Genomic DNA, 25,263 nt, shown 5'->3' on the forward strand with positions numbered 1-25,263 from the left:
CCAGTTCCACTTTGGCTCACCGCCACAGCACACCGTCAATGGGGCACCGGGCGGACGTCAAATCGTTGCAACGTACCAGGCCGGAACAGGTCGGCGGGCAACCTCCCCCGGTTGCACCCCATCCCTCCCACCGGGAGACATACTCGTGCGCCCGCGCACAACTCCTGCGGCGTCCTGTCCCGATCTCGGCCCTCGTGTACCCGGCACCCTTGACGAACGTCTAGCCTGGCAAGCGAATCGAAGCGGCGAGAAACGGGCACAGGACTCGGGGAAGCGACGAGACACCATATGGGGAGTGCTGTGATCACCGCGCGCGCGGCCGCCACCTTCGAACCGGTCGGGCGCTCGGTCGCGACCGCCCGCGCATTTGTCCGGGACACCCTCCAGGGGTGGGGATACAACGATGTCGTCGACGACGCCGTAGTCCTCACCAGCGAACTCGTCACCAACGCGGTGGTCCACGCGGGGACGGCGGCCGACGTGCTCTGCCTGCGCACCGAGGACGGCGTACGCGTCGAGGTCGCCGACCACTATCCGGAGCGTGAGGTCCCGCTCCAGAGCAACGGGCTCGACTTCGGCTCCCCGGACCGCGAGAACGGCCGTGGCCTGCTGCTCTGCGCCGCCCTGGCCTCCCGGTGGGGTGTCGAGTACACCCCCACCCGCAAACATGTCTGGTTTCAGCTGGACCTCCCCGAGCGCCCGGTCGGCATCCGCTCCGCAGGACCGCTCCTGCCCATCGCGCTGCTGCCCGTGGCGGACCAGCGCGTACGGGTGGCCGTCGTCCAGATCGACCACTCCGGCTCCATCGCGGCGTGGAACGACGACGCGGCCTTCCTCTTCGGGCACGCGGCGGACCAGGTGTCCGGCAAGCAGCTCACCGACTTCGTGGCCTGGCCGCACACCCCCGGCACCAACACCGGCATCGCGGACGCGCTCCAGCTCTCCCGCTGGGAGGGCAGCTACGGAATCCGCTGCGCCGACGGCCGGGTCATCCCCGTCTACGCCTCGCACCTGCGGGTCCGCGACACCGACGGCGAACCGTCCACCGTCTGCCTCCTCGTACGCGACTACGAACGCGCCGTCCTGCAGTCCCCGGTGCGCACCCCGGTCTCCGACTCCTCGTCCGAGAACCGCAGCACGGACCCGTTCGAGGTCTTCATCGGCTCCCCCGCCCCCGACGACCTGGACGGCCTGCTCCAGCGGACCGTCGAACGGGCACGAGACATGCTCGACGCGGACGCGGCGTTCCTCCTTCTCGCCACCGACGACGAGACGGAGCTGGAGGTCAGGGCCACGACGGGCCTCCCCTCGGCCCGTCAGCGCTTCGCCCGTGTCCCCGTGGAAGCCGGAACGGGCCGCTACGGCTCCGCCCGCATGCCCGCAGTCCACGAGGACCTGACCGCCGTACCCGGCGCCGTCCCGCTCCTCACCGACACCGGAATGCGCTCGGTCGTCACGGTCCCGCTGAAGGTGGAAGGACGCCTCACCGGCTCCCTGGGCGTCGCCGCCGAAGCCGCGGGCCGCTACTCCAACGAGGAGGCCCTGCGCCTCCAGTTCGCCGCCGACCGCATCGCCCTGGCCGTCGAGTCCGCGCGCCTCGGCGAGCTGGAACGGCTGCGCCGCGGCTCCCTCTCCTTCCTCGTCGAGGCCTCCGACCTGCTGGCCGGCACGCTCGACCGCGACCAGACGCTGGCGCTGATGGCCCAGATGACGGTCCCGACCCTGGCCACCTGGTGCGCGGTCTACACGATCGCGGACCAGTCCTCGGACCCGTACCTCTCGTACGTCCTCCACGAGGACGAGGACCTCATCGACGGTCTCAAGGCCCTGCTCTCGAAGATCGCCCCGCCGGACCCGGTCCCGACCCCCGGCGCCCGTATCTGGGCCGCCCCTTCGGAGGCCGGTCACCGCGCGGCGCTGTCCACGTCGACCCGCAGCCTCGACCACGACGCCCCGCTCAGCATGAGCACGGCCACCCGCACCATCCTCGCCACGGCCCAGGCCGTCGGCGGCGAGACCGTGGTCCTGCCGCTGGTCGCCCGCAACCGGGTGATCGGCATGCTGACGCTCGGGAAGCCCTCGGACGACCACTTCCGCCAGGAGATCCTGGAACTGGCCGAGGACCTCTCCCGCCGGGCCGCGCTGGCCCTGGACAACGCCCGCCTGTACTCGGAGCGCATGGCGATCAGCCAGTCCCTCCAGCGCAGCCTGCTGCCCCCGGGCCTCCCCGACGTCCCGAACGTCGAGATCGAGGTCATCTACCGCGCCGCGGGCGAGGGCAACGAGGTCGGCGGCGACTTCTACGACGTCTTCCCGATCCACGACGGTGCTTACGGCTTCGCCATCGGCGACGTCTGCGGCACGGGACCGGAGGCGGCCGCCGTCACCGGCCTGGCCCGCCACGCCCTGCGCCTGCTCGCCAAGGAGGGCTTCACCGGCCCGGCGGTCCTGGAGCGCCTCAACGCGGCCATCCTCGACGAGGGGGCCCGCAGCCGCTTCCTCACCCTCCTGTACGGCGAGCTGTGGCCCCAGGAGGACGGCAGCGCACTCCTGAAGGTCGTCTGCGCCGGCCACCCTCTGCCGCTGCGCCTGCGCCAGGACGGCTCCGTGGAGGCAGCGGCCGAACCGCAGCCCCTGCTCGGCGTCCTGGAGGACCTGGAGCTGTACGAGCAGGAGGTCACCCTCAACCCCGGCGATGTCCTCCTCTGCGTCACGGACGGCGTCACCGAACGCCGCGAGGGCACCCGCATGCTCGGCGACGACGGCCTCGCGGACGTCCTGTCGACCTGTACGGGCCTGACAGCCGGAGCGGTCGCGGCACGCATCCTGCGGGCCGTGGAGCGCTTCGCTGCGGAGCCGGCCTCGGACGACATGGCCATCCTGGCGATGCGCGTCCCGGAGCCGCCCCGCATCTGAGACCGGCAGTGCAGTTATGCACCAAAACGAAAGGCCCCCGCCATATGGTGGGGGCCTTTCGTTTTCTCTCTGAGCCCCAATGCGGAATCGAACCGCAGACCTTCTCCTTACCATGGAGACGCTCTACCGACTGAGCTATTGGGGCCTCGCTGCGCTGTGGCAACGAGGTAAACCATACACCGGATCCGGGGATGCTCATAACCGCGGCCGGCATGAACTCCGTGGCCACCTGGGCCACAGGCCGACGATACTCGGCCCTGCTAGGAGAGAGTGTCGGGCCGGAACGCAGAAAAGCCCCGTGCCAATGGCACGGGGCTTTCCCGGAAAAATTGTTCGGCGGCGTCCTACTCTCCCACAGGGTCCCCCCTGCAGTACCATCGGCGCTGAAAGGCTTAGCTTCCGGGTTCGGAATGTAACCGGGCGTTTCCCTAACGCAATGACCACCGAAACACTATGAAATTAACCAACACCGGACAACAACACGGCAGTTCGTTATTTCAGAACCAACACAGTGGACGCGAGCAACTGAGGACAAGCCCTCGGCCTATTAGTACCAGTCAGCTCCACCCGTTACCGGGCTTCCACATCTGGCCTATCAACCCAGTCGTCTACTGGGAGCCTTAACCCCTCAAAGGGGGTGGGAATACTCATCTCGAAGCAGGCTTCCCGCTTAGATGCTTTCAGCGGTTATCCTTTCCGAACGTAGCCAACCAGCCATGCCCTTGGCAGGACAACTGGCACACCAGAGGTTCGTCCGTCCCGGTCCTCTCGTACTAGGGACAGCCCTTCTCAATATTCCTGCGCGCGCAGCGGATAGGGACCGAACTGTCTCACGACGTTCTAAACCCAGCTCGCGTACCGCTTTAATGGGCGAACAGCCCAACCCTTGGGACCGACTCCAGCCCCAGGATGCGACGAGCCGACATCGAGGTGCCAAACCATCCCGTCGATATGGACTCTTGGGGAAGATCAGCCTGTTATCCCCGGGGTACCTTTTATCCGTTGAGCGACAGCGCTTCCACAAGCCACTGCCGGATCACTAGTCCCGACTTTCGTCCCTGCTCGACCCGTCGGTCTCACAGTCAAGCTCCCTTGTGCACTTACACTCAACACCTGATTGCCAACCAGGCTGAGGGAACCTTTGGGCGCCTCCGTTACTCTTTAGGAGGCAACCGCCCCAGTTAAACTACCCATCAGACACTGTCCCTGATCCGGATCACGGACCCAGGTTAGACATCCAGCACGACCAGAGTGGTATTTCAACGACGACTCCACAACCACTGGCGTGGCCGCTTCAAAGTCTCCCACCTATCCTACACAAGCCGAACCGAACACCAATATCAAACTATAGTAAAGGTCCCGGGGTCTTTCCGTCCTGCTGCGCGAAACGAGCATCTTTACTCGTAGTGCAATTTCACCGGGCCTATGGTTGAGACAGTCGAGAAGTCGTTACGCCATTCGTGCAGGTCGGAACTTACCCGACAAGGAATTTCGCTACCTTAGGATGGTTATAGTTACCACCGCCGTTTACTGGCGCTTAAGTTCTCAGCTTCGCACACCCGAAAGTGCACTAACCGGTCCCCTTAACGTTCCAGCACCGGGCAGGCGTCAGTCCGTATACATCGCCTTACGGCTTCGCACGGACCTGTGTTTTTAGTAAACAGTCGCTTCTCGCTGGTCTCTGCGGCCACCCCCAGCTCATGGAGTAAATCCAATCACCAGTGATGGCCCCCCTTCTCCCGAAGTTACGGGGGCATTTTGCCGAGTTCCTTAACCATAGTTCACCCGAACGCCTCGGTATTCTCTACCTGACCACCTGAGTCGGTTTAGGGTACGGGCCGCCATGAAACTCGCTAGAGGCTTTTCTCGACAGCATAGGATCATCCACTTCACCACAATCGGCTCGGCATCAGGTCTCACCCTTAACGTGTGACGGATTTACCTACCACACGGGCTACACCCTTACCCCGGGACAACCACCGCCCGGGCTGGACTACCTTCCTGCGTCACCCCATCGCTTACCTACTACAAGTCTGGTTCATCGGCTCCACCACTACCCTCAACTCCGAAGAGATCGGGCCGGCTTCACGGACTTAGCATCGCCTGATTCAGTACTGGGCGTTTCAAAGCGGGTACCGGAATATCAACCGGTTGTCCATCGACTACGCCTGTCGGCCTCGCCTTAGGTCCCGACTTACCCTGGGCAGATCAGCTTGACCCAGGAACCCTTAGTCAATCGGCGCACACGTTTCTCACGTGTGTATCGCTACTCATGCCTGCATTCTCACTCGTGAACCGTCCACAACTCGCTTCCGCGGCTGCTTCACCCGGCACACGACGCTCCCCTACCCATCCATACGGGCGTTGGCCCTATGTGTATGAATGACACGACTTCGGCGGTACGCTTGAGCCCCGCTACATTGTCGGCGCGGAATCACTTGACCAGTGAGCTATTACGCACTCTTTCAAGGGTGGCTGCTTCTAAGCCAACCTCCTGGTTGTCTCTGCGACTCCACATCCTTTCCCACTTAGCGTACGCTTAGGGGCCTTAGTCGATGCTCTGGGCTGTTTCCCTCTCGACCATGGAGCTTATCCCCCACAGTCTCACTGCCGTGCTCTCACTTACCGGCATTCGGAGTTTGGCTAAGGTCAGTAACCCGGTAGGGCCCATCGCCTATCCAGTGCTCTACCTCCGGCAAGAAACACACGACGCTGCACCTAAATGCATTTCGGGGAGAACCAGCTATCACGGAGTTTGATTGGCCTTTCACCCCTAACCACAGGTCATCCCCCAGGTTTTCAACCCTGGTGGGTTCGGTCCTCCACGAAGTCTTACCTCCGCTTCAACCTGCCCATGGCTAGATCACTCCGCTTCGGGTCTAGAGCGTGCAACTCAATCGCCCTATTCGGACTCGCTTTCGCTACGGCTTCCCCACACGGGTTAACCTCGCTACACACCGCTAACTCGCAGGCTCATTCTTCAAAAGGCACGCAGTCACGACTGCATGTGCAAGCACATACAGCGACGCTCCCACGGCTTGTAGGCACACGGTTTCAGGTACTATTTCACTCCGCTCCCGCGGTACTTTTCACCATTCCCTCACGGTACTATCCGCTATCGGTCACCAGGGAATATTTAGGCTTAGCGGGTGGTCCCGCCAGATTCACACGGGATTTCTCGGGCCCCGTGCTACTTGGGTGTCTCTTAAACGAGCCGTTGATGTTTCAGCTACGGGGGTCTTACCCTCTACGCCGGACCTTTCGCATGTCCTTCGCCTACATCAACGGTTTCTGACTCGTCTCACAGTCGGCAGACTATGAAAAAGAGATCCCACAACCCCGCATGCGCAACCCCTGCCGGGTATCACACACATACGGTTTGGCCTCATCCAGTTTCGCTCGCCACTACTCCCGGAATCACGGTTGTTTTCTCTTCCTGAGGGTACTGAGATGTTTCACTTCCCCTCGTTCCCTCCACACTGCCTATGTGTTCAGCAGCGGGTGACAGCCCATGACGACTGCCGGGTTTCCCCATTCGGAAACCCCCGGATCAAAGCTTGGTTGACAGCTCCCCGGGGACTATCGTGGCCTCCCACGTCCTTCATCGGTTCCTGGTGCCAAGGCATCCACCGTGCGCCCTTAAAAACTTGGCCACAGATGCTCGCGTCCACTGTGCAGTTCTCAAACAACGACCAGCCACCCATCACCCCGTCCTAGGACGAGTTCACTGGGGCCGGCAACCGAAGGACAGACTCAAACGAGCCCGTACCCTCAGATACCCAACAACGTGCCCGGCCCGACCGATCCACCACCACATTCCACGCTCCGAGGAGCAGTACTAGCAGTGATCAACCTGTCGCGCCGAATAGTCAACGTTCCACCCATGAGCTGACCACCGTCGAACATTTGTCGACGTAGTGGCTCTCGATTCCTTGCGGAATCTAGATGCTCCTTAGAAAGGAGGTGATCCAGCCGCACCTTCCGGTACGGCTACCTTGTTACGACTTCGTCCCAATCGCCAGTCCCACCTTCGACAGCTCCCTCCCACAAGGGGTTGGGCCACCGGCTTCGGGTGTTACCGACTTTCGTGACGTGACGGGCGGTGTGTACAAGGCCCGGGAACGTATTCACCGCAGCAATGCTGATCTGCGATTACTAGCAACTCCGACTTCATGGGGTCGAGTTGCAGACCCCAATCCGAACTGAGACCGGCTTTTTGAGATTCGCTCCGCCTCGCGGCATCGCAGCTCATTGTACCGGCCATTGTAGCACGTGTGCAGCCCAAGACATAAGGGGCATGATGACTTGACGTCGTCCCCACCTTCCTCCGAGTTGACCCCGGCAGTCTCCTGTGAGTCCCCATCACCCCGAAGGGCATGCTGGCAACACAGAACAAGGGTTGCGCTCGTTGCGGGACTTAACCCAACATCTCACGACACGAGCTGACGACAGCCATGCACCACCTGTATACCGACCACAAGGGGGGCACCATCTCTGATGCTTTCCGGTATATGTCAAGCCTTGGTAAGGTTCTTCGCGTTGCGTCGAATTAAGCCACATGCTCCGCTGCTTGTGCGGGCCCCCGTCAATTCCTTTGAGTTTTAGCCTTGCGGCCGTACTCCCCAGGCGGGGAACTTAATGCGTTAGCTGCGGCACCGACGACGTGGAATGTCGCCAACACCTAGTTCCCAACGTTTACGGCGTGGACTACCAGGGTATCTAATCCTGTTCGCTCCCCACGCTTTCGCTCCTCAGCGTCAGTAATGGCCCAGAGATCCGCCTTCGCCACCGGTGTTCCTCCTGATATCTGCGCATTTCACCGCTACACCAGGAATTCCGATCTCCCCTACCACACTCTAGCTAGCCCGTATCGAATGCAGACCCGGGGTTAAGCCCCGGGCTTTCACATCCGACGTGACAAGCCGCCTACGAGCTCTTTACGCCCAATAATTCCGGACAACGCTTGCGCCCTACGTATTACCGCGGCTGCTGGCACGTAGTTAGCCGGCGCTTCTTCTGCAGGTACCGTCACTTTCGCTTCTTCCCTGCTGAAAGAGGTTTACAACCCGAAGGCCGTCATCCCTCACGCGGCGTCGCTGCATCAGGCTTTCGCCCATTGTGCAATATTCCCCACTGCTGCCTCCCGTAGGAGTCTGGGCCGTGTCTCAGTCCCAGTGTGGCCGGTCGCCCTCTCAGGCCGGCTACCCGTCGTCGCCTTGGTAGGCCATTACCCCACCAACAAGCTGATAGGCCGCGGGCTCATCCTTCACCGCCGGAGCTTTTAACCCCGTCCCATGCAGGACAGAGTGTTATCCGGTATTAGACCCCGTTTCCAGGGCTTGTCCCAGAGTGAAGGGCAGATTGCCCACGTGTTACTCACCCGTTCGCCACTAATCCACCCCGAAGGGCTTCATCGTTCGACTTGCATGTGTTAAGCACGCCGCCAGCGTTCGTCCTGAGCCAGGATCAAACTCTCCGTGAATGTTTACCCGTAATCGGGTGCACACATCACGAGAGCGGAACAACCGGTCGGAATAAGACCCGTTGCTCTCAGCGTCCTCGCTGTGTAATTGCCTGCCCGGTGTCACCGAAGTGATCCGTGCAGGACTTTTCAAAGGAACCACCAACCTGCCGAAGCAGGCCGGTGTATCAACATATCTGGCGTTGACTTTTGGCACGCTGTTGAGTTCTCAAGGAACGGACGCTTCCTTCGGTCCCGTTTCACCGGGGCCCTCCGGGCGCTTCCCTTCGTTCTTGCGTTTCCGACTCTATCAGACTCTTTCGTGTCCGATTCCCGGTCGAAGCGGGTCAAGCAGTTTTCGCTTTCCAGGTTCCTCGCTTTCGCGTTTTCCCTTTCCGGCGGTTCCAACTTTACCAGACTCTTTTTCGTTCCGTTTCCGGTCCGAATTCGATTTCCGGTGGCCTGTTGAGTGGCCTTGCCTTTCGGCGGATCCGACTTTATCAGAGATTCTGAGTCGGAATTCCCGCCCCGTCGGGGTGTCCCCGGCGCACAAGTGCGCGCGGTGCTTCCCGGTCGAGCGGAGCCGTAAACGTACTGGAGCGGGGCGCCCCGATGCAAATCGAGGGGCCCCGCTCCAGTACGGGCAGGTCAGGCGGGTCAGACCTCGACGACGACCGGGAGGATCATCGGGCGCCGGCGGTAGGTGTCGGAGACCCACTTGCCGACCACTCGGCGGACCATCTGCTGGAGCTGGTGGGGCTCCATCACGCCGTCCTGCGCCGACTTGTCCAGGGCTTCCTGGATCTTCGGCGTGACGCCGACGAAGGCGCTGTCGTCGATGCCGGAGCCCCGGGCCTGGATGTGGGGGCCGCCCACGATCTTGCCGGAGGAGCTGTCGACCACGATGAAGACCGAGATGATGCCCTCGTCACCGAGGATGCGGCGGTCCTTGAGGGAGGTCTCGGTGACGTCGCCGACGGAGAGGCCGTCGACGTACACGTAACCGGCCTGGACCTTGCCGACGATCTTGGCCTTGCCGTCGATGAGGTCGACGACCACGCCGTCCTCGGCGATGACGATGTGGTCCTTGGGCACGCCCGTGAGGGCTCCCAGTTCGGCGTTGGCGCGCAGGTGGCGCCATTCGCCGTGGACCGGCATCAGGTTCTTCGGCTTGCAGATGTTGTAGAAGTACAGCAGCTCGCCGGCCGAGGCGTGGCCCGAGACGTGGACCTTGGCGTTGCCCTTGTGGACGACGTTGGCGCCCCAGCGGGTCAGGCCGTTGATCACGCGGTAGACCGCGTTCTCGTTGCCAGGGATCAGGGACGACGCGAGGATCACCGTGTCGCCCGGGACGATCCGGATCTGGTGGTCACGGTTGGCCATCCGGGAGAGGGCGGCCATCGGCTCGCCCTGCGAGCCGGTGCAGACCAGCACGACCTCGTCGTCGGGGAGGTCGTCGAGGGTCTTGACGTCGACCACCAGGCCCGCGGGGACCTTCAGGTAGCCGAGGTCGCGGGCGATGCCCATGTTGCGGACCATGGAGCGGCCGACGAAGGCGACCCTGCGGCCGTACTCGTGGGCGGCGTCCAGGATCTGCTGGATGCGGTGCACATGGCTGGCGAAGCTCGCCACGATGATGCGCTTCTGCGCGTTGGCGAAGACCGTGCGCAGGACGTTGGAGATGTCCCGCTCAGGCGGTACGAAGCCGGGTACCTCGGCGTTCGTGGAGTCGGAGAGGAGGAGGTCGATGCCCTCCTCGCTCAGCCGGGCGAACGCGTGCAGGTCGGTGAGACGGCCGTCCAGCGGGAGCTGGTCCATCTTGAAGTCACCGGTGGCCACGGCCATGCCCGCGGGGGTGCGGATGGCGACCGCGAGGGCGTCCGGGATCGAGTGGTTGACCGCGATGAACTCGCAGTCGAAGACGCCGATGCGCTCGCGCTGGCCCTCGGTGACTTCGAGGGTGTACGGGCGGATGCGGTGCTCCTGGAGCTTCGCCTCGATGAGCGCGAGGGTCAGCTTCGAACCGATCAGCGGAATGTCCGCCTTCAGGCGCAGCAGGTACGGGACACCACCGATGTGGTCCTCGTGGCCGTGCGTGAGGACGATGCCCTCGATGTCGTCCAGGCGGTCCCGGATCGTGGTGAAGTCCGGCAGGATCAGGTCGATGCCCGGCTGCTCCTCCTCGGGGAAGAGGACGCCGCAGTCGACGATGAGCAGGCGGCCGCCGTACTCGAAGACCGTCATGTTGCGGCCGATCTCGCCCAGGCCGCCGAGCGGGGTGACCCGCAGGGCGCCCTTGGGGAGCTTCGGGGGGGTGCCGAGTTCAGGGTGCGGATGGCTCAAAAGACTCTCCTTAACCACACGCGCCACGTACCGCTGAGGCACGTGGCGCGCATGTCATTCGTGCACTTGCTGTTGTCTGGGGTCGTGCTCTCGCGAGGTGCCTCGCTCGTTCCGTCATTCAGTTGTGAAGTCTGTGGTTACAGCTGTACCCCGCCGGCGGCCAGGTCGATCTTGAGCTGGGCCGTCTCCTGGGCGGTGAGTTCCACCAGGGGCAGACGCAGCGGTCCGGCCGGGAGGCCCTGGAGCGTCAGCGCGGCCTTGGTCGTGATCACGCCCTGGGTGCGGAACATGCCCGTGAAGACCGGGAGCAGCTTCTGGTGGATCTCGGTGGCCTTCTGGACGTCGCCGCTCAGGTGGGCCTCGATCAGCGCCCGCAGGTCCGGGGTGACCACGTGGCCAACGACGGAGACGAAGCCGACCGCGCCGACCGAGAGGAGCGGGAGGTTGAGCATGTCGTCGCCGGAGTACCAGGCGAGGCCGGACTGGGCGATGGCCCAGCTGGCGCGGCCCAGGTCTCCCTTGGCGTCCTTGTTGGCGACGATCCGCGGGTGGTCGGCCAGCCGTACGAGGGTCTCCGTGTCGATCGGGACCCCGCTGCGGCCGGGGATGTCGTACAGCATCACGGGCAGGCCGGTGGAGTCGGCGATGGCCGTGAAGTGCCGCAGGAGGCCTTCCTGCGGCGGCTTGTTGTAGTACGGCGTGACGGCGAGGAGCCCGTGGGCGCCGGTGCGCTCGGCGGTGCGGGCGAGGTCGACGCTGTGGCGGGTGTCGTTGGTGCCGATGCCGGCGACCACGTGCGCCCGGTCTCCGACCGCTTCGAGTACCGCCCGTACGAGCTGGTCCTTCTCCGCGTCACTGGTGGTCGGGGACTCACCGGTGGTGCCGTTGACGATCAGTCCGTCGTTGCCTGCGTCCACCAGATGGGCGGCGAGCCGCTGGGCGCCGTCGAGGTCGAGAGCACCGTCCGCCGTGAAGGGCGTGACCATAGCGGTGAGTACCCGCCCGAAGGGGGTCTGCGGAGTGGAGATCGGAGCCATGGGTAACACGCTACTCGCTGCTCAGCGCGTGGTCCCCCCTCGGGGGGACGGGGAAGAGGAGCCCGGCACTGCCTGCTCGGGGGTTCAAGCAGTGCCGGGTCCGTTTGATCAGCCTAGATGAACTTCTCGAAACGCCGCAATACGGACACCGCTTACGGGGCTACTCGTCCATTTTTGTTGAAGGCGGCATGAGTGAGTGGCATGAGCTGCGCCCAGTGGGCTTCCATCTGCTCGCCGACCATCTCGATCTCGCGCTGCGGGAACGACGGGACCTTCGCCAGCTCGTGTTGGGTGCGCAGGCCGAGGAAGTGCATCAGGGAGCGCGCATTGCACGTGGCGTACATCGTCGAGAACAGGCCGACCGGGAGGACCGCGCGGGCGACCTCGCGGGCCACGCCTGCCGCGAGCATCTCCTGGTAGGCCGCGTAGGAGGCCCGGTAGGAGTCCTCCATGGCGCGGGTCGTGAGGTCGTACTGCTCCTCGGTGCCCTCGACGAACTCGTACTTGCCGGGGCGGCCCTGCTGGACCAGCTTGCGGGAGGTTCCGGGGACGTAGAAGACCGGCTCCAGCTCCCTGTAGCGGCCCGATTCCTCGTTGTACGACCAGCCGACGCGGTGCCGCATGAACTCGCGGAAGACGAAGATCGGGGCGCTGATGAAGAAGGTCATCGAGTTGTGCTCGAACGGGCTGCCGTGCCGGTCCCGCATGAGGTAGTTGATCAGCCCCTTGGACCGCTCCGGGTCCTTGGTGACCTCTTCCAGCGACTGCTCGCCGGCGGTGGAGACCCGGGCGGCGAAGAGCACGTCCGCGTCACCCGCGGCGCTTTTCACCAGGTCAACGGTGACATCGCTACGGAAGTGGGGCTTTGCGGGTTCGGGGGTGTCGGTCACCGGCGGGGGTCCTTCCAGGGGCGGCGCTCGGGCGGCGACCACTTTACGGGCCGGGTGGGCGACGTATGTACGCGGCGCTGTCGGGCAGCCGTTCGTGGAGTCCTTCAAACGTTACGGCGATTCGGGGCACCGATCCGGCCGTTCGTACGTCTGACTCATTAGCAGCACCCGTCACACAGATCAAGGAGAGTTTCCTCATGTTCCGCCGGCGTGAATCCGTCCCGTTCTCGTTCGTCGCCGAGTCCGACCGGTTCCGCAGTAATGTCACTCCCCCTCCCGCCGTCCGTGCCAGCGTTCCCGAGCTGCTGGGGCGCTCGCTGATCGGGCTGACCGTGGTCGCCGGGCTCGTGGGCTCGCTGCTGCTGGGTCTTCCGGCGCTCGACTCCGGGCAGTCCGCCTCGCACGGCAAGCAGTCCGAAGCGTCCCAGGGGCGCTGAATACTCGTACGGACCCCCTGGGGTGGTCTGGGCGGGGGCGGCCTCGGTAGCCTCACCGGGCACAGCAATCGAGCGTGCTTGTGAGTGAGGATGAGTCGTGCCCCTGCCCTTTCTGACGGCCGACCGCGCATTCGATGCGAGCGCGGAGGACGTTGCGCTGCCGTTCGACGACCACGACAGCTGGCGGCGGCCCTACCGCCCCGGCCCGTGGCGGGTCGCGGCGGCGGCCGGTCTGTTGTTGCTGGCCTCGTTCGTTCTGCTCGCGGCCATGATCATCGGCGTCGCCGGAGCGCCTTCCGGAGCCACCGTCTGTCTGCTGCTGGCCGGTGCGCTGATCGGTGCCGCCCTGCGGTTCCTGCGCGTCGGCGCGTGGGTCAGCCGGCACGGTGTGCGGCGCGTGGGGTTCTTCCGGACCACCACGGTGCCGTGGGGGGCCACCGCCTCCGTCCGTACGGTCCAGCAGCCCGTCAAGTGGCTGGGGCTGCCCCGTACGGTGCAGGGCCAGGCGCTCATCGTGGCCCGGCAGAACGGGGAGACGCTGCCGCCGCTGGCCTCCGACCACAACGCGGACTTCCTCGGGCGTGCTGAGGCGTTCGAGCGGGCCACGGATGCGGTTGAGGCCTGGGCGGATGAGTATCGGCACGGGTGAGCCGTGCCGTCGTGTACGTGGGTGAGCCCGGGGCCGTTCGTCGGTCCCGGGCTCACCTGCGTACAGGCAGGAAAGATGTCCTCAAACGCCGGACGGGCTGGAATGTGCGGGCGGGATGGAACGGTGTAGGGCGATTGCCCTCTGCATGGCCTTGCGGGCCCTTGGGGTGTCCCTCGCGTCCTGGTAGGCGACCGCCAGCCTGAACCAGGTGCGCCAGTCGTCCGGGGCGTCCTCGGTCTCCTCGCGGCGCCTGGTGAAGACCGCGTCGGCGGAGTCCCGGTCGATACGGCCGGACGGGGTGCGGAGCAGGTCGTCGACCGGCAGGCCGCCCTCCGCCTCCAGCTCGGCGGCCAGAGCGTTGGCGCGCCGGGCGAACTGGGTGTTCTTCCAGAGGAACCAGACGCCGATCACCGGCAGGATCAGCACGGCGGCACCGAACGTGACCGTGAGCAGTGTGCCGTGCCGGATGAGCATCAGGCCGCGGCCGCCGACCAGGACGAAGTAGAAGACCAGGACGGCGGCGGTGATGAAGTAGGTGATCTTCGCGCGCATGGGGGCCCAGTCAGTTCAGGTCGAGGAAGTGTTCCAGGCCGAAGGTGAGGCCGGGAGTGGTCACCACGCGGCGGACGCCGAGCAGGATGCCCGGCATGAAGCTGCTGTGGTGGAGGGAGTCGTGGCGGATGGTGAGGGTCTCGCCCTCGCCGCCGAGCAGCACTTCCTGGTGGGCCAGCAGCCCGCGGAGGCGGATCGCGTGGACCGGGACGCCGTCGACGTCAGCGCCGCGTGCGCCGTCCAGGGCGGTGGTGGTGGCGTCCGGCTGGGGGGCGCTGCCCGCCTTCGCACGGGCCGCCGCGATGAGCTGGGCGGTGCGGGTTGCGGTGCCGGAGGGGGCGTCGACCTTGTTGGGGTGGTGGAGCTCGACGACCTCGACGGACTCGAAGTAGCGGGCGGCCTGCTCCGCGAACTTCATGGTCAGGACCGCGCCGATGGAGAAGTTCGGGGCGATGAGGACGCCGGTCGCCGGGGAGTTCTCCAGCCAGGCGTTGAGCTGCGCGAGCCGTTCGTCGGTCCAGCCCGTCGTGCCGACGACGGCGTGGATGCCGTGCCGGACGCAGAAGTCGAGGTTGCCCATCACCGATGCGGGGGTGGTCAGCTCGACGGCGACCTGGGCGCCCGCCTCGGCGAGGGCCTCCAGCTTGTCGCCCCGGCCCAGGGCCGCCACCAGCTCCAGGTCGTCGGCGGCCTCGACGGCTCGTACGGCCTCGGAGCCGATCCGGCCGTTCGCACCGAGAACGGCTACGCGCAGCTTGCTCATCTTGATTCCTTAGGGGATTAGGAGACCGCTTCGTGGAGGCGGTCCGCCTGCTTGTCCTTGAGCGGGCCGATGACCGAGAGCGAGGGGCGGTGGGTGAGGAGCTCGCCCGCCACCTCCCGTACGTCGTCGGGGGTGACCTCCGCGATGCGGGCCAGCATGTCGTCGACCGACATCTGCTCGCCCCAGCACAGCTCGCTCTTGCCGATACGGTTCATCAGCGCGCCGGTGTCCTCCAGGCCGAGGACGGTGGAGCCGGAGAGCTGGCCGATGGCGCGGGTGATCTCGTCGTCGTCCAGGCCGTGGGTGGCGACCCGGTCCAGCTCGTCGCGGCAGATCTTCAGGACGTCGTGGACCTGGCTGGGCCGGCAGCCCGCGTAGACGCCGAAGAGGCCGCAGTCGGCGAAGCCCGAGGTGTACGAGTACACGCTGTAGGCCAGGCCGCGCTTCTCCCGGACCTCCTGGAAGAGGCGCGAGCTCATTCCGCCGCCGAGGGCGGTGTTGAGGACGCCCAGGGCCCAGCGGCGGTCGTCGGTGCGGGCGAGGCCGGGCATGCCGAGGACCACGTGGGCCTGTTCGGTCTTGCGGTTCAGCAGCTCCACCTTGCCCGCGGTGCGCAGGGTACGCGAGCCCTCACGGGGCGCCATCGGGACGGCGTCCGTACGGGAGAGGGCCCCGGCCTTCTCGAAGGCGCGGCGGACCTGGCGTACGACCGCGGCGTGGTCGACGTTGCCCGCGGCGGCGACGACCAGGTGCGTGGGGTCGTAGTGCTTCTTGTAGAAGCGGGCGATCTGGCCCCGGTCCAGCGCGTTGATCGTGTCGACGGTGCCGAGGACCGGGCGGCCGAGGGGGGTGTCGCCGAGCATGGTGTGCGCGAACAGGTCGTGCACACAGTCGCCCGGGTCGTCCTCGGTCATCGCGATCTCTTCGAGGATGACGCCGCGCTCGGCGTCGACGTCCTCGGGGGCGATCAGCGAGCCGGTCAGCATGTCGCAGACCACATCGATGGCGAGCGGCAGGTCGGTGTCCAGGACCCGCGCGTAGTAGCAGGTGTACTCCTTCGCCGTGAAGGCGTTCATCTCGCCGCCGACCGCGTCGATCGCGGAGGAGATGTCGAGGGCGGTGCGCTTGGCGGTGCCCTTGAAGAGGAGGTGTTCGAGGTAGTGGGTCGCGCCGTTCAGGGTGGGCGTCTCGTCGCGTGATCCGACGTTGGCCCAGATGCCGAAGGTGGCGGACCGGACGGAGGGCAGGGTCTCGGTGACGATCCGCAGACCGCCGGGGAGGACGGTCCGGCGGACCGTTCCGATGCCGTTGCTGCCCTTGAGAAGCGTTTGGGTACGGGCGACGGCCCGCGCCTCCGAGGAGGTGCGGGCCGTCGTCGCGGAACTACGGGACGTCACTTGTCGGTGTCGTCCTTCGGCTCGTCTTCTTCACCCTCGATGACGGGGATGAGGGAGAGCTTGCCGCGGGAGTCGATCTCGGCGATCTCGACCTGGACCTTGGCGCCGACGCCGAGCACGTCCTCGACGTTCTCCACGCGCTTGCCACCGGCGAGCTTGCGGATCTGCGAGATGTGCAGCAGGCCGTCCTTGCCCGGCATGAGCGAGACGAACGCACCGAAGGTGGTCGTCTTGACGACCGTACCCAGGTAGCGCTCGCCGACCTCCGGCATGGTCGGGTTGGCGATCGCGTTGATCGTGGCGCGGGCGGCCTCGGCCTGCGAACCCTGCTGGGCACCGATGTAGATGGTGCCGTCGTCCTCGATCGTGATGTCGGCGCCGGTGTCCTCCTGGATCTGGTTGATCATCTTGCCCTTGGGGCCGATGACCTCACCGATCTTGTCCACGGGGATCTTGACGGTGATGATCCGCGGGGCGTTCGGGGACATCTCGTCCGGGACGTCGATGGCCTCGTTCATGACGTCCAGGATGTGCAGACGCGCGTCACGGGCCTGCTTCAGCGCGGCGGCCAGGACCGAGGCGGGGATGCCGTCGAGCTTGGTGTCGAGCTGGAGCGCGGTCACGAACTGCTTCGTACCGGCGACCTTGAAGTCCATGTCGCCGAAGGCGTCCTCCGCACCGAGGATGTCGGTGAGGGCGACGTAGTGGGTCTTGCCGTCGATCTCCTGCGAGATCAGGCCCATGGCGATACCGGCGACGGCGGCCTTGAGGGGCACACCGGCGTTCAGCAGCGACATGGTGGAGGCGCAGACCGAGCCCATGGACGTCGAGCCGTTGGAGCCCAGCGCCTCGGAGACCTGGCGGATCGCGTAGGGGAACTCCTCGCGCGAGGGGAGCACCGGCACGATGGCGCGCTCGGCGAGCGCTCCGTGGCCGATCTCGCGGCGCTTGGGCGAGCCCACGCGGCCGGTCTCGCCGACGGAGTACGGCGGGAAGTTGTAGTTGTGCATGTAGCGCTTGCGGGTCACCGGGGAAAGGGTGTCCAGCTGCTGCTCCATACGGAGCATGTTGAGGGTGGTGACGCCCAGGATCTGGGTCTCGCCACGCTCGAACAGCGCCGAGCCGTGCACGCGCGGGATGGCCTCGACCTCGGCGGCCAGCGTACGGATGTCCGTGACGCCGCGGCCGTCGATGCGGACCTTGTCCTTGATGACGCGCTCGCGGACCAGCTTCTTGGTCAGCGAGCGGTACGCGGCGGAGATCTCCTTCTCGCGGCCCTCGAAGGCCGGGAGGAGCTTCTCTGCGGCGATCTCCTTGACGCGGTCCAGCTCGGCCTCGCGGTCCTGCTTGCCGGCGATGGTGAGCGCCTGCGTCAGCTCGGAGGTGACGGCCTTGGCGAGCGCCTCGAAGACGTCGTCCTGGTAGTCCAGGAAGACCGGGAACTCGCCGACCGGCTTGGCGGCCTTGGAGGCGAGGTCGGACTGGGCCTTGCAGAGCGCCTTGATGAAGGGCTTCGAGGCGTCCAGACCGGCGGCGACGATCTCCTCGGTGGGAGCCTCGGCGCCGTCCTTGACGAGCTGGATGGTCTTCTCGGTGGCCTCGGCCTCGACCATCATGATCGCGACGTCGCCGTCCTCCAGGACGCGACCGGCGACGACCATGTCGAAGACGGCGTCCTCGAGCTCGGTGTGCGTCGGGAACGCGACCCACTGGCCCTTGATCAGGGCGACGCGGGTGGCGCCGATGGGGCCGGAGAAGGGCAGGCCCGCCAGGATGGTGGAGCAGGAGGCGGCGTTGATCGCGACCACGTCGTACAGGTGGTCGGGGTTGAGCGCCATGATCGTCTCGACGATCTGGATCTCGTTGCGCAGGCCCTTCTTGAAGGAGGGGCGCAGCGGGCGGTCGATCAGGCGGCAGGTGAGGATCGCGTCCTCGGAGGGCCGGCCCTCACGGCGGAAGAAGGAGCCGGGGATCTTGCCGGCCGCGTACTGCCGCTCCTCGACGTCCACCGTGAGGGGGAAGAAGTCGAGGTTCTCCTTGGGCCGCTTGGAAGCGGTGGTGGCCGACAGCACCATGGTGTCGTCGTCCAGGTACGCGACGGCGGAGCCGGCGGCCTGCTTGGCCAGACGGCCCGTCTCGAAGCGGATGGTGCGGGTGCCGAAGGTTCCGTTGTCGATAACGGCCTCGGCGTAGTGGGTCTCGTTCTCCACTAGTGATTTCTCCATACTCGTCGTCTTTCGTCCTCCCGCCCGTATGGCGGAGGACGGTGCGGGAGAAGCGCACCGTGTGTGCGGGCCGGTCTTCGATCGAAGCTCCCGGGCATGTTCCCGGGGGCCACTACCGAGGACCGGCGGCGGCGTCGCTGCGCCTCTCCCTCGTGTGTGCGGTGTTGCGGTGTTACGGGTGTTCCGGTGTACAGGTTACTGAGCTTGACACCGGTCGTGCACGTACGGCAAAGGGAGCGGTCCCCTCAGACGCGGGAACCGCTCCCTCTCCACGGCGTACTTACTTGGCGCCGCCGGCCGCACCGCGGCGGATGCCGAGGCGGTCGACCAGCGCACGGAAGCGCTGGATGTCCTTCTTGGCCAGGTACTGCAGGAGGCGGCGACGCTGGCCGACCAGGATCAGCAGACCACGACGGGAGTGGTGGTCGTGCTTGTGCGTCTTGAGGTGCTCCGTCAGGTCCGAGATCCGGCGGGAAAGCATGGCGACCTGGACCTCGGGGGATCCGGTGTCGCCCTCCTTCTGCGCGAAGTCGGACATGATCTGCTTCTTCGTAGCGGCGTCGAGCGGCACGCGTACTCCTCTTGATGTTCGAAGCGCCCACGAGTGCCCCTGGTCTTGATCTCAGGGGAGCTTCCGTGACTCGGAGGCGAAGGTCCGATGAGCGCAGTCCCCAGGAAGACCCGGAGAGGCGTACACAAACGGCCACTGGCCAGAGTACCAGCCATTCGGGTCACACCCGGACAGCCCACTCCGGCGGTCAGCTGGTGAGGGCGCGGATCGAACGGTAGACGTCGAAGACCGCCAGGCAGAGCGGCAGCAGGGTGAGCAGGACGACCGTCTCGGCGATCTCCAGGGAGCGGCCCCAGAACGGGGTCACCCCCTTGCGCGGCACGATCAGGCCGATGGCGGTGATCAGGGCGGCGACGCCCGCGACCGCGGCGGCGAGCCACACCGTACGGATGTCCAGTGCGGTGCCGTCCCCCCGCAGGGCGTCGCGCACCAGGGTGAGCGGCGGGTTGAGGGAGAGGCCGATGCCCAGGAGTACGAGGGAGCCGAGGCCCGCCGCGAGGGTGCAGCCGACCTGTGCGGTGTAGCGGAACAGGTGGGCGCGCATCAGCATGGCGACCCCGGTGGCAAGGGCGAGCAGCTGGCCCCAGACGTTGTCCGAGAAGCCCAGCACCGCGGCGGCGGCCACGGCCACCAGTGCGCAGCCGCCGACCAGGCCGAGGAGCAGCTCGTGGCCGCGGCGCGCCTGGGCGGCGAGCCGTACGGCGTCGACCGGGCCCTGGGGCGCCTGCTCGGAGGTGCCGTAGTCGCCGACCGCGGAGCGGGGCGGTTCGAAGCCGATGGGGAGGCGGGCGAAGCGGGTGGAGAGGCCGGGCAGGAAGGCCAGGGCGCCCACGGCGAAGGGGGCGCAGACGGCGGCGGCCTCGGTGGGCTCCAGCTCCGCCGTGATCGCGATGAAGGTGACCACGAGGCCGGTGGCGCTCGCGAAGACGAACGCGACGAAGGGCCCGTCGCCGCCGGGGGCGACGATCATGAGGATGACGGCCACCACCAGTACGGCGGCGCAGGCGAGCAGGAACTGCAGCCGCCCCACGCCCTGGCCCGCGCTCAGCGACAGCAGCCCGGAACCGGCGACCGCCGCGTTGACCAGCGCACCGGTTCCCAGCGCGATGGCCGAGCCCCGGTCGTCGTAGACCCGTGCGCGTACGCAGGCGATGGCGAGCAGGAGTACGGCGGTGACCGCGGCCAGGATGCCCGGCAGCCCGTTCATGTCGTGGCGGGGGTCGGCGGTCCACAGTACGAAGCCCAGCAGGCTCAGCAGGACGGAGCCGCCGAAGAGGCCGGCGCCGCGCATGAGGGTGTCGCCCCAGAGGGTGCGGTCCTTGGCCACGGCGGTGGCGACGGCGTCGGAGACGTCGTCGAAGACGGCGGGCGGCAGCGACTCGGCGAAGGGCCGCAGGGAGAGCAGCTCGCCGTCGAGGATGCGGTGGCCGGCCAGCGTACGGGCGCTGTCCAGGACGGTGCCGTCGCGGCGTACGAGGTGGTAGCCGACGGGGGCGCCGGGGGCGGGGCTCTGCCCGGAGAGCCGGAGGATCTCGGGGTAGAGATCGGCGACGGGCACGTCCTCGGGCAGCGCCACGTCGACCCGGCTGTCGGGTGCGACGACCGTGACCCGGCAGAAGCCCGTGCCGTTGCCGGACGCGACTCCGTGACCCGGCCGGCCGGTCGTGGTGGCTGCCGCTTGGGCCGTCATTGTCACCTGCTGCTCCCCCTGTTGCTCTGGACCTTGGTGATCCACGTCCGTGCCGCCGGGTGGTGTCCCACCGCCGCTCCGGAACCGGTGTGTGCCGTTCCGGAACCGCTCTGTGCCGTTCTGGAACTTCTGCCGGAAACACCCCTCGGGACGGCTGATCCCGCCCCGCGTCCCGAATGACCGCCTTCTTGCGGTAGTTAGCGGATGCGTATACGCATCGCGACACCCTACCGCCATGGTGCCCCCGCTCCGCCAGTAGGATCCATCCCGCGGATGGAGCCCGTCGCCACGGGGGCGCCGATAGGAACACTTCCGTCCGGCAAGGGAATTGGTGAGCTGTGAGCCAGATCGTCGTCAAGCGCCCACCGCGGGCCCTGCCCTCCGAAGTGCCGGTCGAGCAGGTGCAGTTGCAACCTCCGCCTGAGCTGCCCCGGGGCCAGCAGGAGGGCATGCTCATGCAGCTCCTGCCGATGCTGGGCATGGGCGGTTCGGTCGTCTTCTTCTTCATGACGCCGAACCCGATCATGCGGATCATGGGCGTGATCATGATCGCCTCCACGGTCGCCATGGCCATCGCGATGATGGTGCGTTTCCGGCGGGGCACCCAGGGTCAGCTCGCGGACATGCGGCGGGACTATCTGAAGTACCTGACGCAGACCCGGCGCACGGTGGTGAAGACGGCGCGCAAGCAGCGTGACGCACAGTTCTACCTGCACCCCTCGCCCGAGCAGCTGTGGGCACTCGTCGCCGAGGGCAGCCGGGTGTGGGAGCGGCGGGTCGCCGACCCCGACTTCGCGCAGGTGCGCATCGGTCTGGGCAGCCAGGAGCTGGCCACCCCGCTCGTCGCGCCCGAGACGGCGCCGGTCGAGGAGCTGGAGCCGCTGACAGCCGGGGCGATGCAGCAGTTCCTGACGACGCACTCCACGCTGGACGGCCTGCCCATGGCCGTGTCGCTGCGGGCGTTCTACCACCTGACGATCAGCGGGCACGCGGAGTCCGCGCGCTCCTCGGCGCGGGCGATGGTCGGTGCGCTGGCCTCGCTGCACTCCCCCGAGGACCTGGTGATCGGGGTCGCGGCGGGCGCCGAGGCGGCCCCGCAGTGGGAGTGGGCGAAGTGGCTCCCCCACGTACAGGACAGGGGTTCGGTCGACGGTGCCGGCAGCCGGCGTCTGATCACCGGCAGCGTCCTGGAGCTGGAGCAGCAGCTGGCGGCCCGTCTCGACGGCCGCCCCCGCTTCCAGCCGGGCGGGCAGCCGCTCCTGGAGCAGCCGCACATCGTCGTCGTCCTGGACGGCGATTCGGTGCCCCCGATGTCGGTGCTCGCCTCGGCCGAGGGGCTGCAGGGCGTGACGGTCATCGAGGTCGTGCCGGGCGAGGTGCAGGGGGCGCGCGGCGGCCTCTCGGTCGTGGTGCAGCCGCAGTCGCTGCAGCTGGAGTCGGGGCAGGGGCTCGTCTACGACGGGGAGCCCGACCTGCTGAGTTACGAGGCGGCGGAGGCGCTGGCCCGGCAGCTGGCCCCGCTGCACATGGCGACGGGCGGGGACGACGACGAGCCGCTGCTGGCCAACCTGGAGTTCACGGATCTGCTGAACCTGGGGGACGCGGCATCCATCGAGGTGAGCCGGACCTGGCGCGCCCGCTCCCAGGCCGAGCGGCTGCGGGTGCCGATCGGTGTCGGTGAGGGCGGCGCGCCGGTGATGCTGGACCTCAAGGAGGCGGCGCAGGAGGGCATGGGCCCGCACGGGCTGTGCGTGGGCGCGACGGGTTCCGGGAAGTCGGAGCTGCTGCGCACCCTGGTGCTCGGCCTCGCCGTCACGCACACCTCGGAGACGCTGAACTTCGTCCTCGCGGACTTCAAGGGCGGTGCGACCTTCGCCGGTATGGCGCAGATGCCCCACGTGGCCGCGGTGATCACCAACCTGGCGGACGACCTGACGCTGGTCGACCGCATGGGCGACTCGATCCGCGGTGAGCTCAACCGCCGCCAGGAGATGCTGCGCGACGCGGGCAACTACGCCAACATCCACGACTACGAGAAGGCGCGCTCGGCGGGTGCGCCGCTGCAGCCCATCCCCTCTCTGGTCCTGGTCATCGACGAGTTCAGCGAGCTGCTGACGGCGAAGCCCGACTTCATCGACATGTTCGTGCAGATCGGACGCATCGGCCGTTCGCTGGGCGTGCATCTGCTGCTGGCTTCGCAGCGCCTGGAGGAGGGGCGGCTGCGCGGCTTGGAGACGTACCTCTCGTACCGCATCGGTCTGCGGACCTTCTCCGCGGCGGAGTCCCGGGCCGCCATCGGGGTGCCCGACGCGTACCACCTGCCCAACGTGCCCGGTTCCGGGCTGCTCAAGTTCGGTACGGAGGAGATGGTGCGGTTCAAGGCCGCGTACGTCTCCGGGGTGTACCGGGCGGGGGGTCAGCCGGTCGCGTCCGGGGGTCCGCTGCCGGTGGACCGCAGGCCGGTTCCGTTCACGGCGGCGCCGGTGCCGGTGCGGTACGTGCAGCCGAGCCCGCAGGCCGGGGTGCCGGACCAGCGGACGGCGGACGACGACGCGCTGGCGGACACCGTGCTCGACGTGATCGTGCGGCGGCTGGAGGGGCGCGGTGCGTCGGCCCACCAGGTGTGGCTGCCGCCGCTGGACAACCCGCCGACACTGGACGAGATCCTGCCGGGGCTCTCGCCCGTACCGGGCCGGGGGCTGACGCAGCCCGGGTTCGAGGGTGCGGGGCGTCTCGTCGTACCGCTGGGTGTGATCGACAAGCCGTTCGAGCAGCGGCGCGACACGTTGTACCGGGACTTCTCCGGGGCGGCCGGCCACATGCAGATCACGGGTGGTCCGCAGTCCGGCAAGTCGACCCTGCTCCGTACGCTCATCGCGGGCTTCGCGCTCACGCACACACCGCAGGAAGTCCAGATCTACGGGCTCGACTTCGGCGGCGGCGGCATGTCGTCCGTCGCGGGCCTGCCGCACGTCGGCGGGATCGCCTCGCGGCTCGACCCCGAGCGGGTCCGCCGTACGGTCGCCGAGGTGTACGGCATCCTGTCGCGGCGCGAGGAGTACTTCCGCAGCGCGGGCATCGACTCCATCGCCACCTTCCGCCGGATGCGGGCGCGCGGCGAGATCTCGGTGACGGACCAGCCGTGGGGTGACGTCTTCCTGATCATCGACGGCTGGGGCAACTTCCGTACGGACTACGAGGCGCTGGAGAACGCCGCCGTGGACATCGCGGCGCGGGGTCTCGGTTACGGCATCCACCTGATCGTCACCGCGTCACGGTCCATGGAGGTCAGGGCCAGCCTGAAGGATCACCTCATGAACCGCCTGGAGCTGCGGCTCGGCGATGTCATGGACTCCGAGCTGGACCGCAAGGTCGCGGTCAACGTGCCCGCCGGGGTGCCGGGGCGCGGGCTGACGCCGGAGAAGCTGCACTTCATGGCGGCGGTGCCGCGCATCGACGGCATCAACTCCGACAGCGACCTGTCGGAGGCGACGGCCGCGATGAACCAGGAGGTCGCCCGGCACTGGACGGCGGCGCCCGCGCCGCAGGTACGGCTGCTGCCGCGGTCCCTGCCCGCGAGCGAACTCCCCCCGGGCTACGCCGTTCCGGAGCGCGGGGTCGCCTTCGGCATCGACGAGAACAACCTGGCGCCGGTCTTCCTCGACTTCGACCACGACCCGTTCTTCCTGGTCTTCGGCGAGAGCGAGTCAGGCAAGTCCAATCTGCTGCGGCTGATCATCAAACAGCTCACCGAGCGGTACGACGGTGACTCCTGCAAGCTCTTCGTCATCGACAACCGGCGCTCGCTGCTGGACGTGACCCCGCCGACGCACCTGGCGGAGTACATCCCCATGTCCAACAACATGGAGCACCACATGGTCGCGCTGCACGACCTCATGAAGCGGCGTACCCCGTCGGCCGACGTCACGGCCCAGGAACTGCGGGACCGCAGCTGGTGGCGCGGCCCGACGGTCTACGTGGTCATCGACGACTTCGACCTGGTCGCCACGTCTAGCGGCAACCCGCTCTCGTCCTTGACGGAGTTGCTGCCGTTCGCCCGGGATGTGGGCGTCCGTTTCATCATCGCCCGCAACACGGCGGGGGCGAGCCGGGCCCTGTACGACTCGTTCCTCCAGCGCATGACCGAGCTGGGTGCGCAGGGCGTGCTGCTTTCGGGCGACCCGACCGAGGGCGACATCCTCGGCGGCGTACGGCCGCGCCCGATGCCTGCGGGGCGGGGCATCTTCATCACGCGGCGGCGGGGGAACCCGCTGGTGCAGACGGGGTTGGTGGACGGGGGGCCGTAGTCGGGCGGGTGGCCTGCTGGTGGGG

Annotated in this window: 13 protein-coding genes, 1 tRNA gene and 3 rRNA genes; 4 read left to right on the plus strand and 13 right to left on the minus strand. The window is 66.9% G+C overall.

Annotated elements, in window-relative coordinates; all coding sequences use genetic code 11:
• Window positions 1-288 precede the first annotated feature (288 nt).
• Entirely contained in the window at window positions 289-2,916 is a 2,628-nt protein-coding gene (locus ACK8N7_RS08135) for a SpoIIE family protein phosphatase (protein ID WP_403215804.1), read from the plus strand.
• A gap of 72 nt (window positions 2,917-2,988) precedes the next feature.
• Here ACK8N7_RS08135 and ACK8N7_RS08140 read toward each other — a convergent pair.
• The 7 genes from ACK8N7_RS08140 to thyX form a co-directional block, all read right to left on the minus strand.
• Window positions 2,989-3,061, minus strand: a tRNA-Thr gene (locus ACK8N7_RS08140).
• Between the two features lie 186 nt (window positions 3,062-3,247).
• Window positions 3,248-3,364, minus strand: a 5S ribosomal RNA gene (rrf, locus tag ACK8N7_RS08145).
• A 79-nt stretch (window positions 3,365-3,443) separates the two neighbouring features.
• A 23S ribosomal RNA gene (locus ACK8N7_RS08150) occupies window positions 3,444-6,569 on the minus strand.
• A 303-nt stretch (window positions 6,570-6,872) separates the two neighbouring features.
• Window positions 6,873-8,398: ribosomal RNA gene (locus ACK8N7_RS08155) — 16S ribosomal RNA — on the minus strand.
• Together the 16S, 23S and 5S rRNA genes with 1 tRNA gene alongside form the textbook arrangement of a ribosomal RNA operon.
• A gap of 636 nt (window positions 8,399-9,034) precedes the next feature.
• Window positions 9,035-10,720, minus strand: coding sequence for a ribonuclease J (locus ACK8N7_RS08160; RefSeq protein WP_500441691.1), 1,686 nt, complete (start codon window positions 10,718-10,720; stop codon window positions 9,035-9,037).
• Window positions 10,721-10,857: 137 nt separating this feature from the next.
• Window positions 10,858-11,757: a 4-hydroxy-tetrahydrodipicolinate synthase gene (gene dapA / locus ACK8N7_RS08165; protein ID WP_403215261.1), complete on the minus strand. Its 900-nt coding sequence runs from the start codon at window positions 11,755-11,757 to the stop codon at window positions 10,858-10,860.
• 152 nt (window positions 11,758-11,909) lie between these two features.
• Complete coding sequence (gene thyX, locus ACK8N7_RS08170) at window positions 11,910-12,647, minus strand: FAD-dependent thymidylate synthase (RefSeq protein WP_030569294.1); 738 nt, start codon at window positions 12,645-12,647, stop codon at window positions 11,910-11,912.
• 197 nt (window positions 12,648-12,844) lie between these two features.
• Between thyX and ACK8N7_RS08175 the strand changes: the two genes are divergently transcribed.
• Entirely contained in the window at window positions 12,845-13,084 is a 240-nt protein-coding gene (locus ACK8N7_RS08175; RefSeq protein ID WP_015611849.1) for a hypothetical protein, read from the plus strand.
• 97 nt (window positions 13,085-13,181) lie between these two features.
• A complete protein-coding gene (locus ACK8N7_RS08180) occupies window positions 13,182-13,733 on the plus strand; it encodes an SCO5741 family PH domain-containing membrane protein (protein ID WP_500441693.1) in 552 nt (183 codons plus the stop codon).
• Between the two features lie 81 nt (window positions 13,734-13,814).
• Here the strand turns inward: ACK8N7_RS08180 and ACK8N7_RS08185 are convergent, their stop codons facing one another.
• From ACK8N7_RS08185 to eccD, 6 genes are all read right to left on the minus strand, one after another.
• Window positions 13,815-14,285: a tetratricopeptide repeat protein gene (locus ACK8N7_RS08185; protein ID WP_403215255.1), complete on the minus strand. Its 471-nt coding sequence runs from the start codon at window positions 14,283-14,285 to the stop codon at window positions 13,815-13,817.
• Between the two features lie 10 nt (window positions 14,286-14,295).
• Complete coding sequence (dapB, locus tag ACK8N7_RS08190; RefSeq protein ID WP_500441695.1) at window positions 14,296-15,048, minus strand: 4-hydroxy-tetrahydrodipicolinate reductase; 753 nt, start codon at window positions 15,046-15,048, stop codon at window positions 14,296-14,298.
• Window positions 15,049-15,065: 17 nt separating this feature from the next.
• Window positions 15,066-16,445 (minus strand): M16 family metallopeptidase, encoded by a 1,380-nt coding sequence (locus ACK8N7_RS08195; RefSeq protein WP_403215253.1) that lies wholly within the window; start codon window positions 16,443-16,445, stop codon window positions 15,066-15,068.
• A complete protein-coding gene (locus tag ACK8N7_RS08200; RefSeq protein WP_403215288.1) occupies window positions 16,442-18,655 on the minus strand; it encodes a polyribonucleotide nucleotidyltransferase in 2,214 nt (737 codons plus the stop codon). Before ACK8N7_RS08200 ends, ACK8N7_RS08195 begins: the two co-directional genes overlap by 4 nt.
• 295 nt (window positions 18,656-18,950) lie before the next feature.
• Window positions 18,951-19,241, minus strand: coding sequence for a 30S ribosomal protein S15 (gene rpsO, locus ACK8N7_RS08205; protein WP_015611843.1), 291 nt, complete (start codon window positions 19,239-19,241; stop codon window positions 18,951-18,953).
• 187 nt (window positions 19,242-19,428) lie between these two features.
• Entirely contained in the window at window positions 19,429-20,931 is a 1,503-nt protein-coding gene (gene eccD, locus ACK8N7_RS08210; RefSeq protein WP_403215286.1) for a type VII secretion integral membrane protein EccD, read from the minus strand.
• Between the two features lie 338 nt (window positions 20,932-21,269).
• Between eccD and eccCa the strand changes: the two genes are divergently transcribed.
• Window positions 21,270-25,238 carry a type VII secretion protein EccCa gene (gene eccCa / locus ACK8N7_RS08215; RefSeq protein ID WP_500441698.1) on the plus strand — a complete coding sequence of 1,323 codons (3,969 nt, stop codon included), beginning with the start codon at window positions 21,270-21,272 and terminating at the stop codon, window positions 25,236-25,238.
• Window positions 25,239-25,263: the final 25 nt, after the last annotated feature.

The sequence above is a fragment of the Streptomyces griseobrunneus genome (assembly GCF_046713465.1).
Taxonomy (GTDB): domain Bacteria; phylum Actinomycetota; class Actinomycetes; order Streptomycetales; family Streptomycetaceae; genus Streptomyces; species Streptomyces microflavus.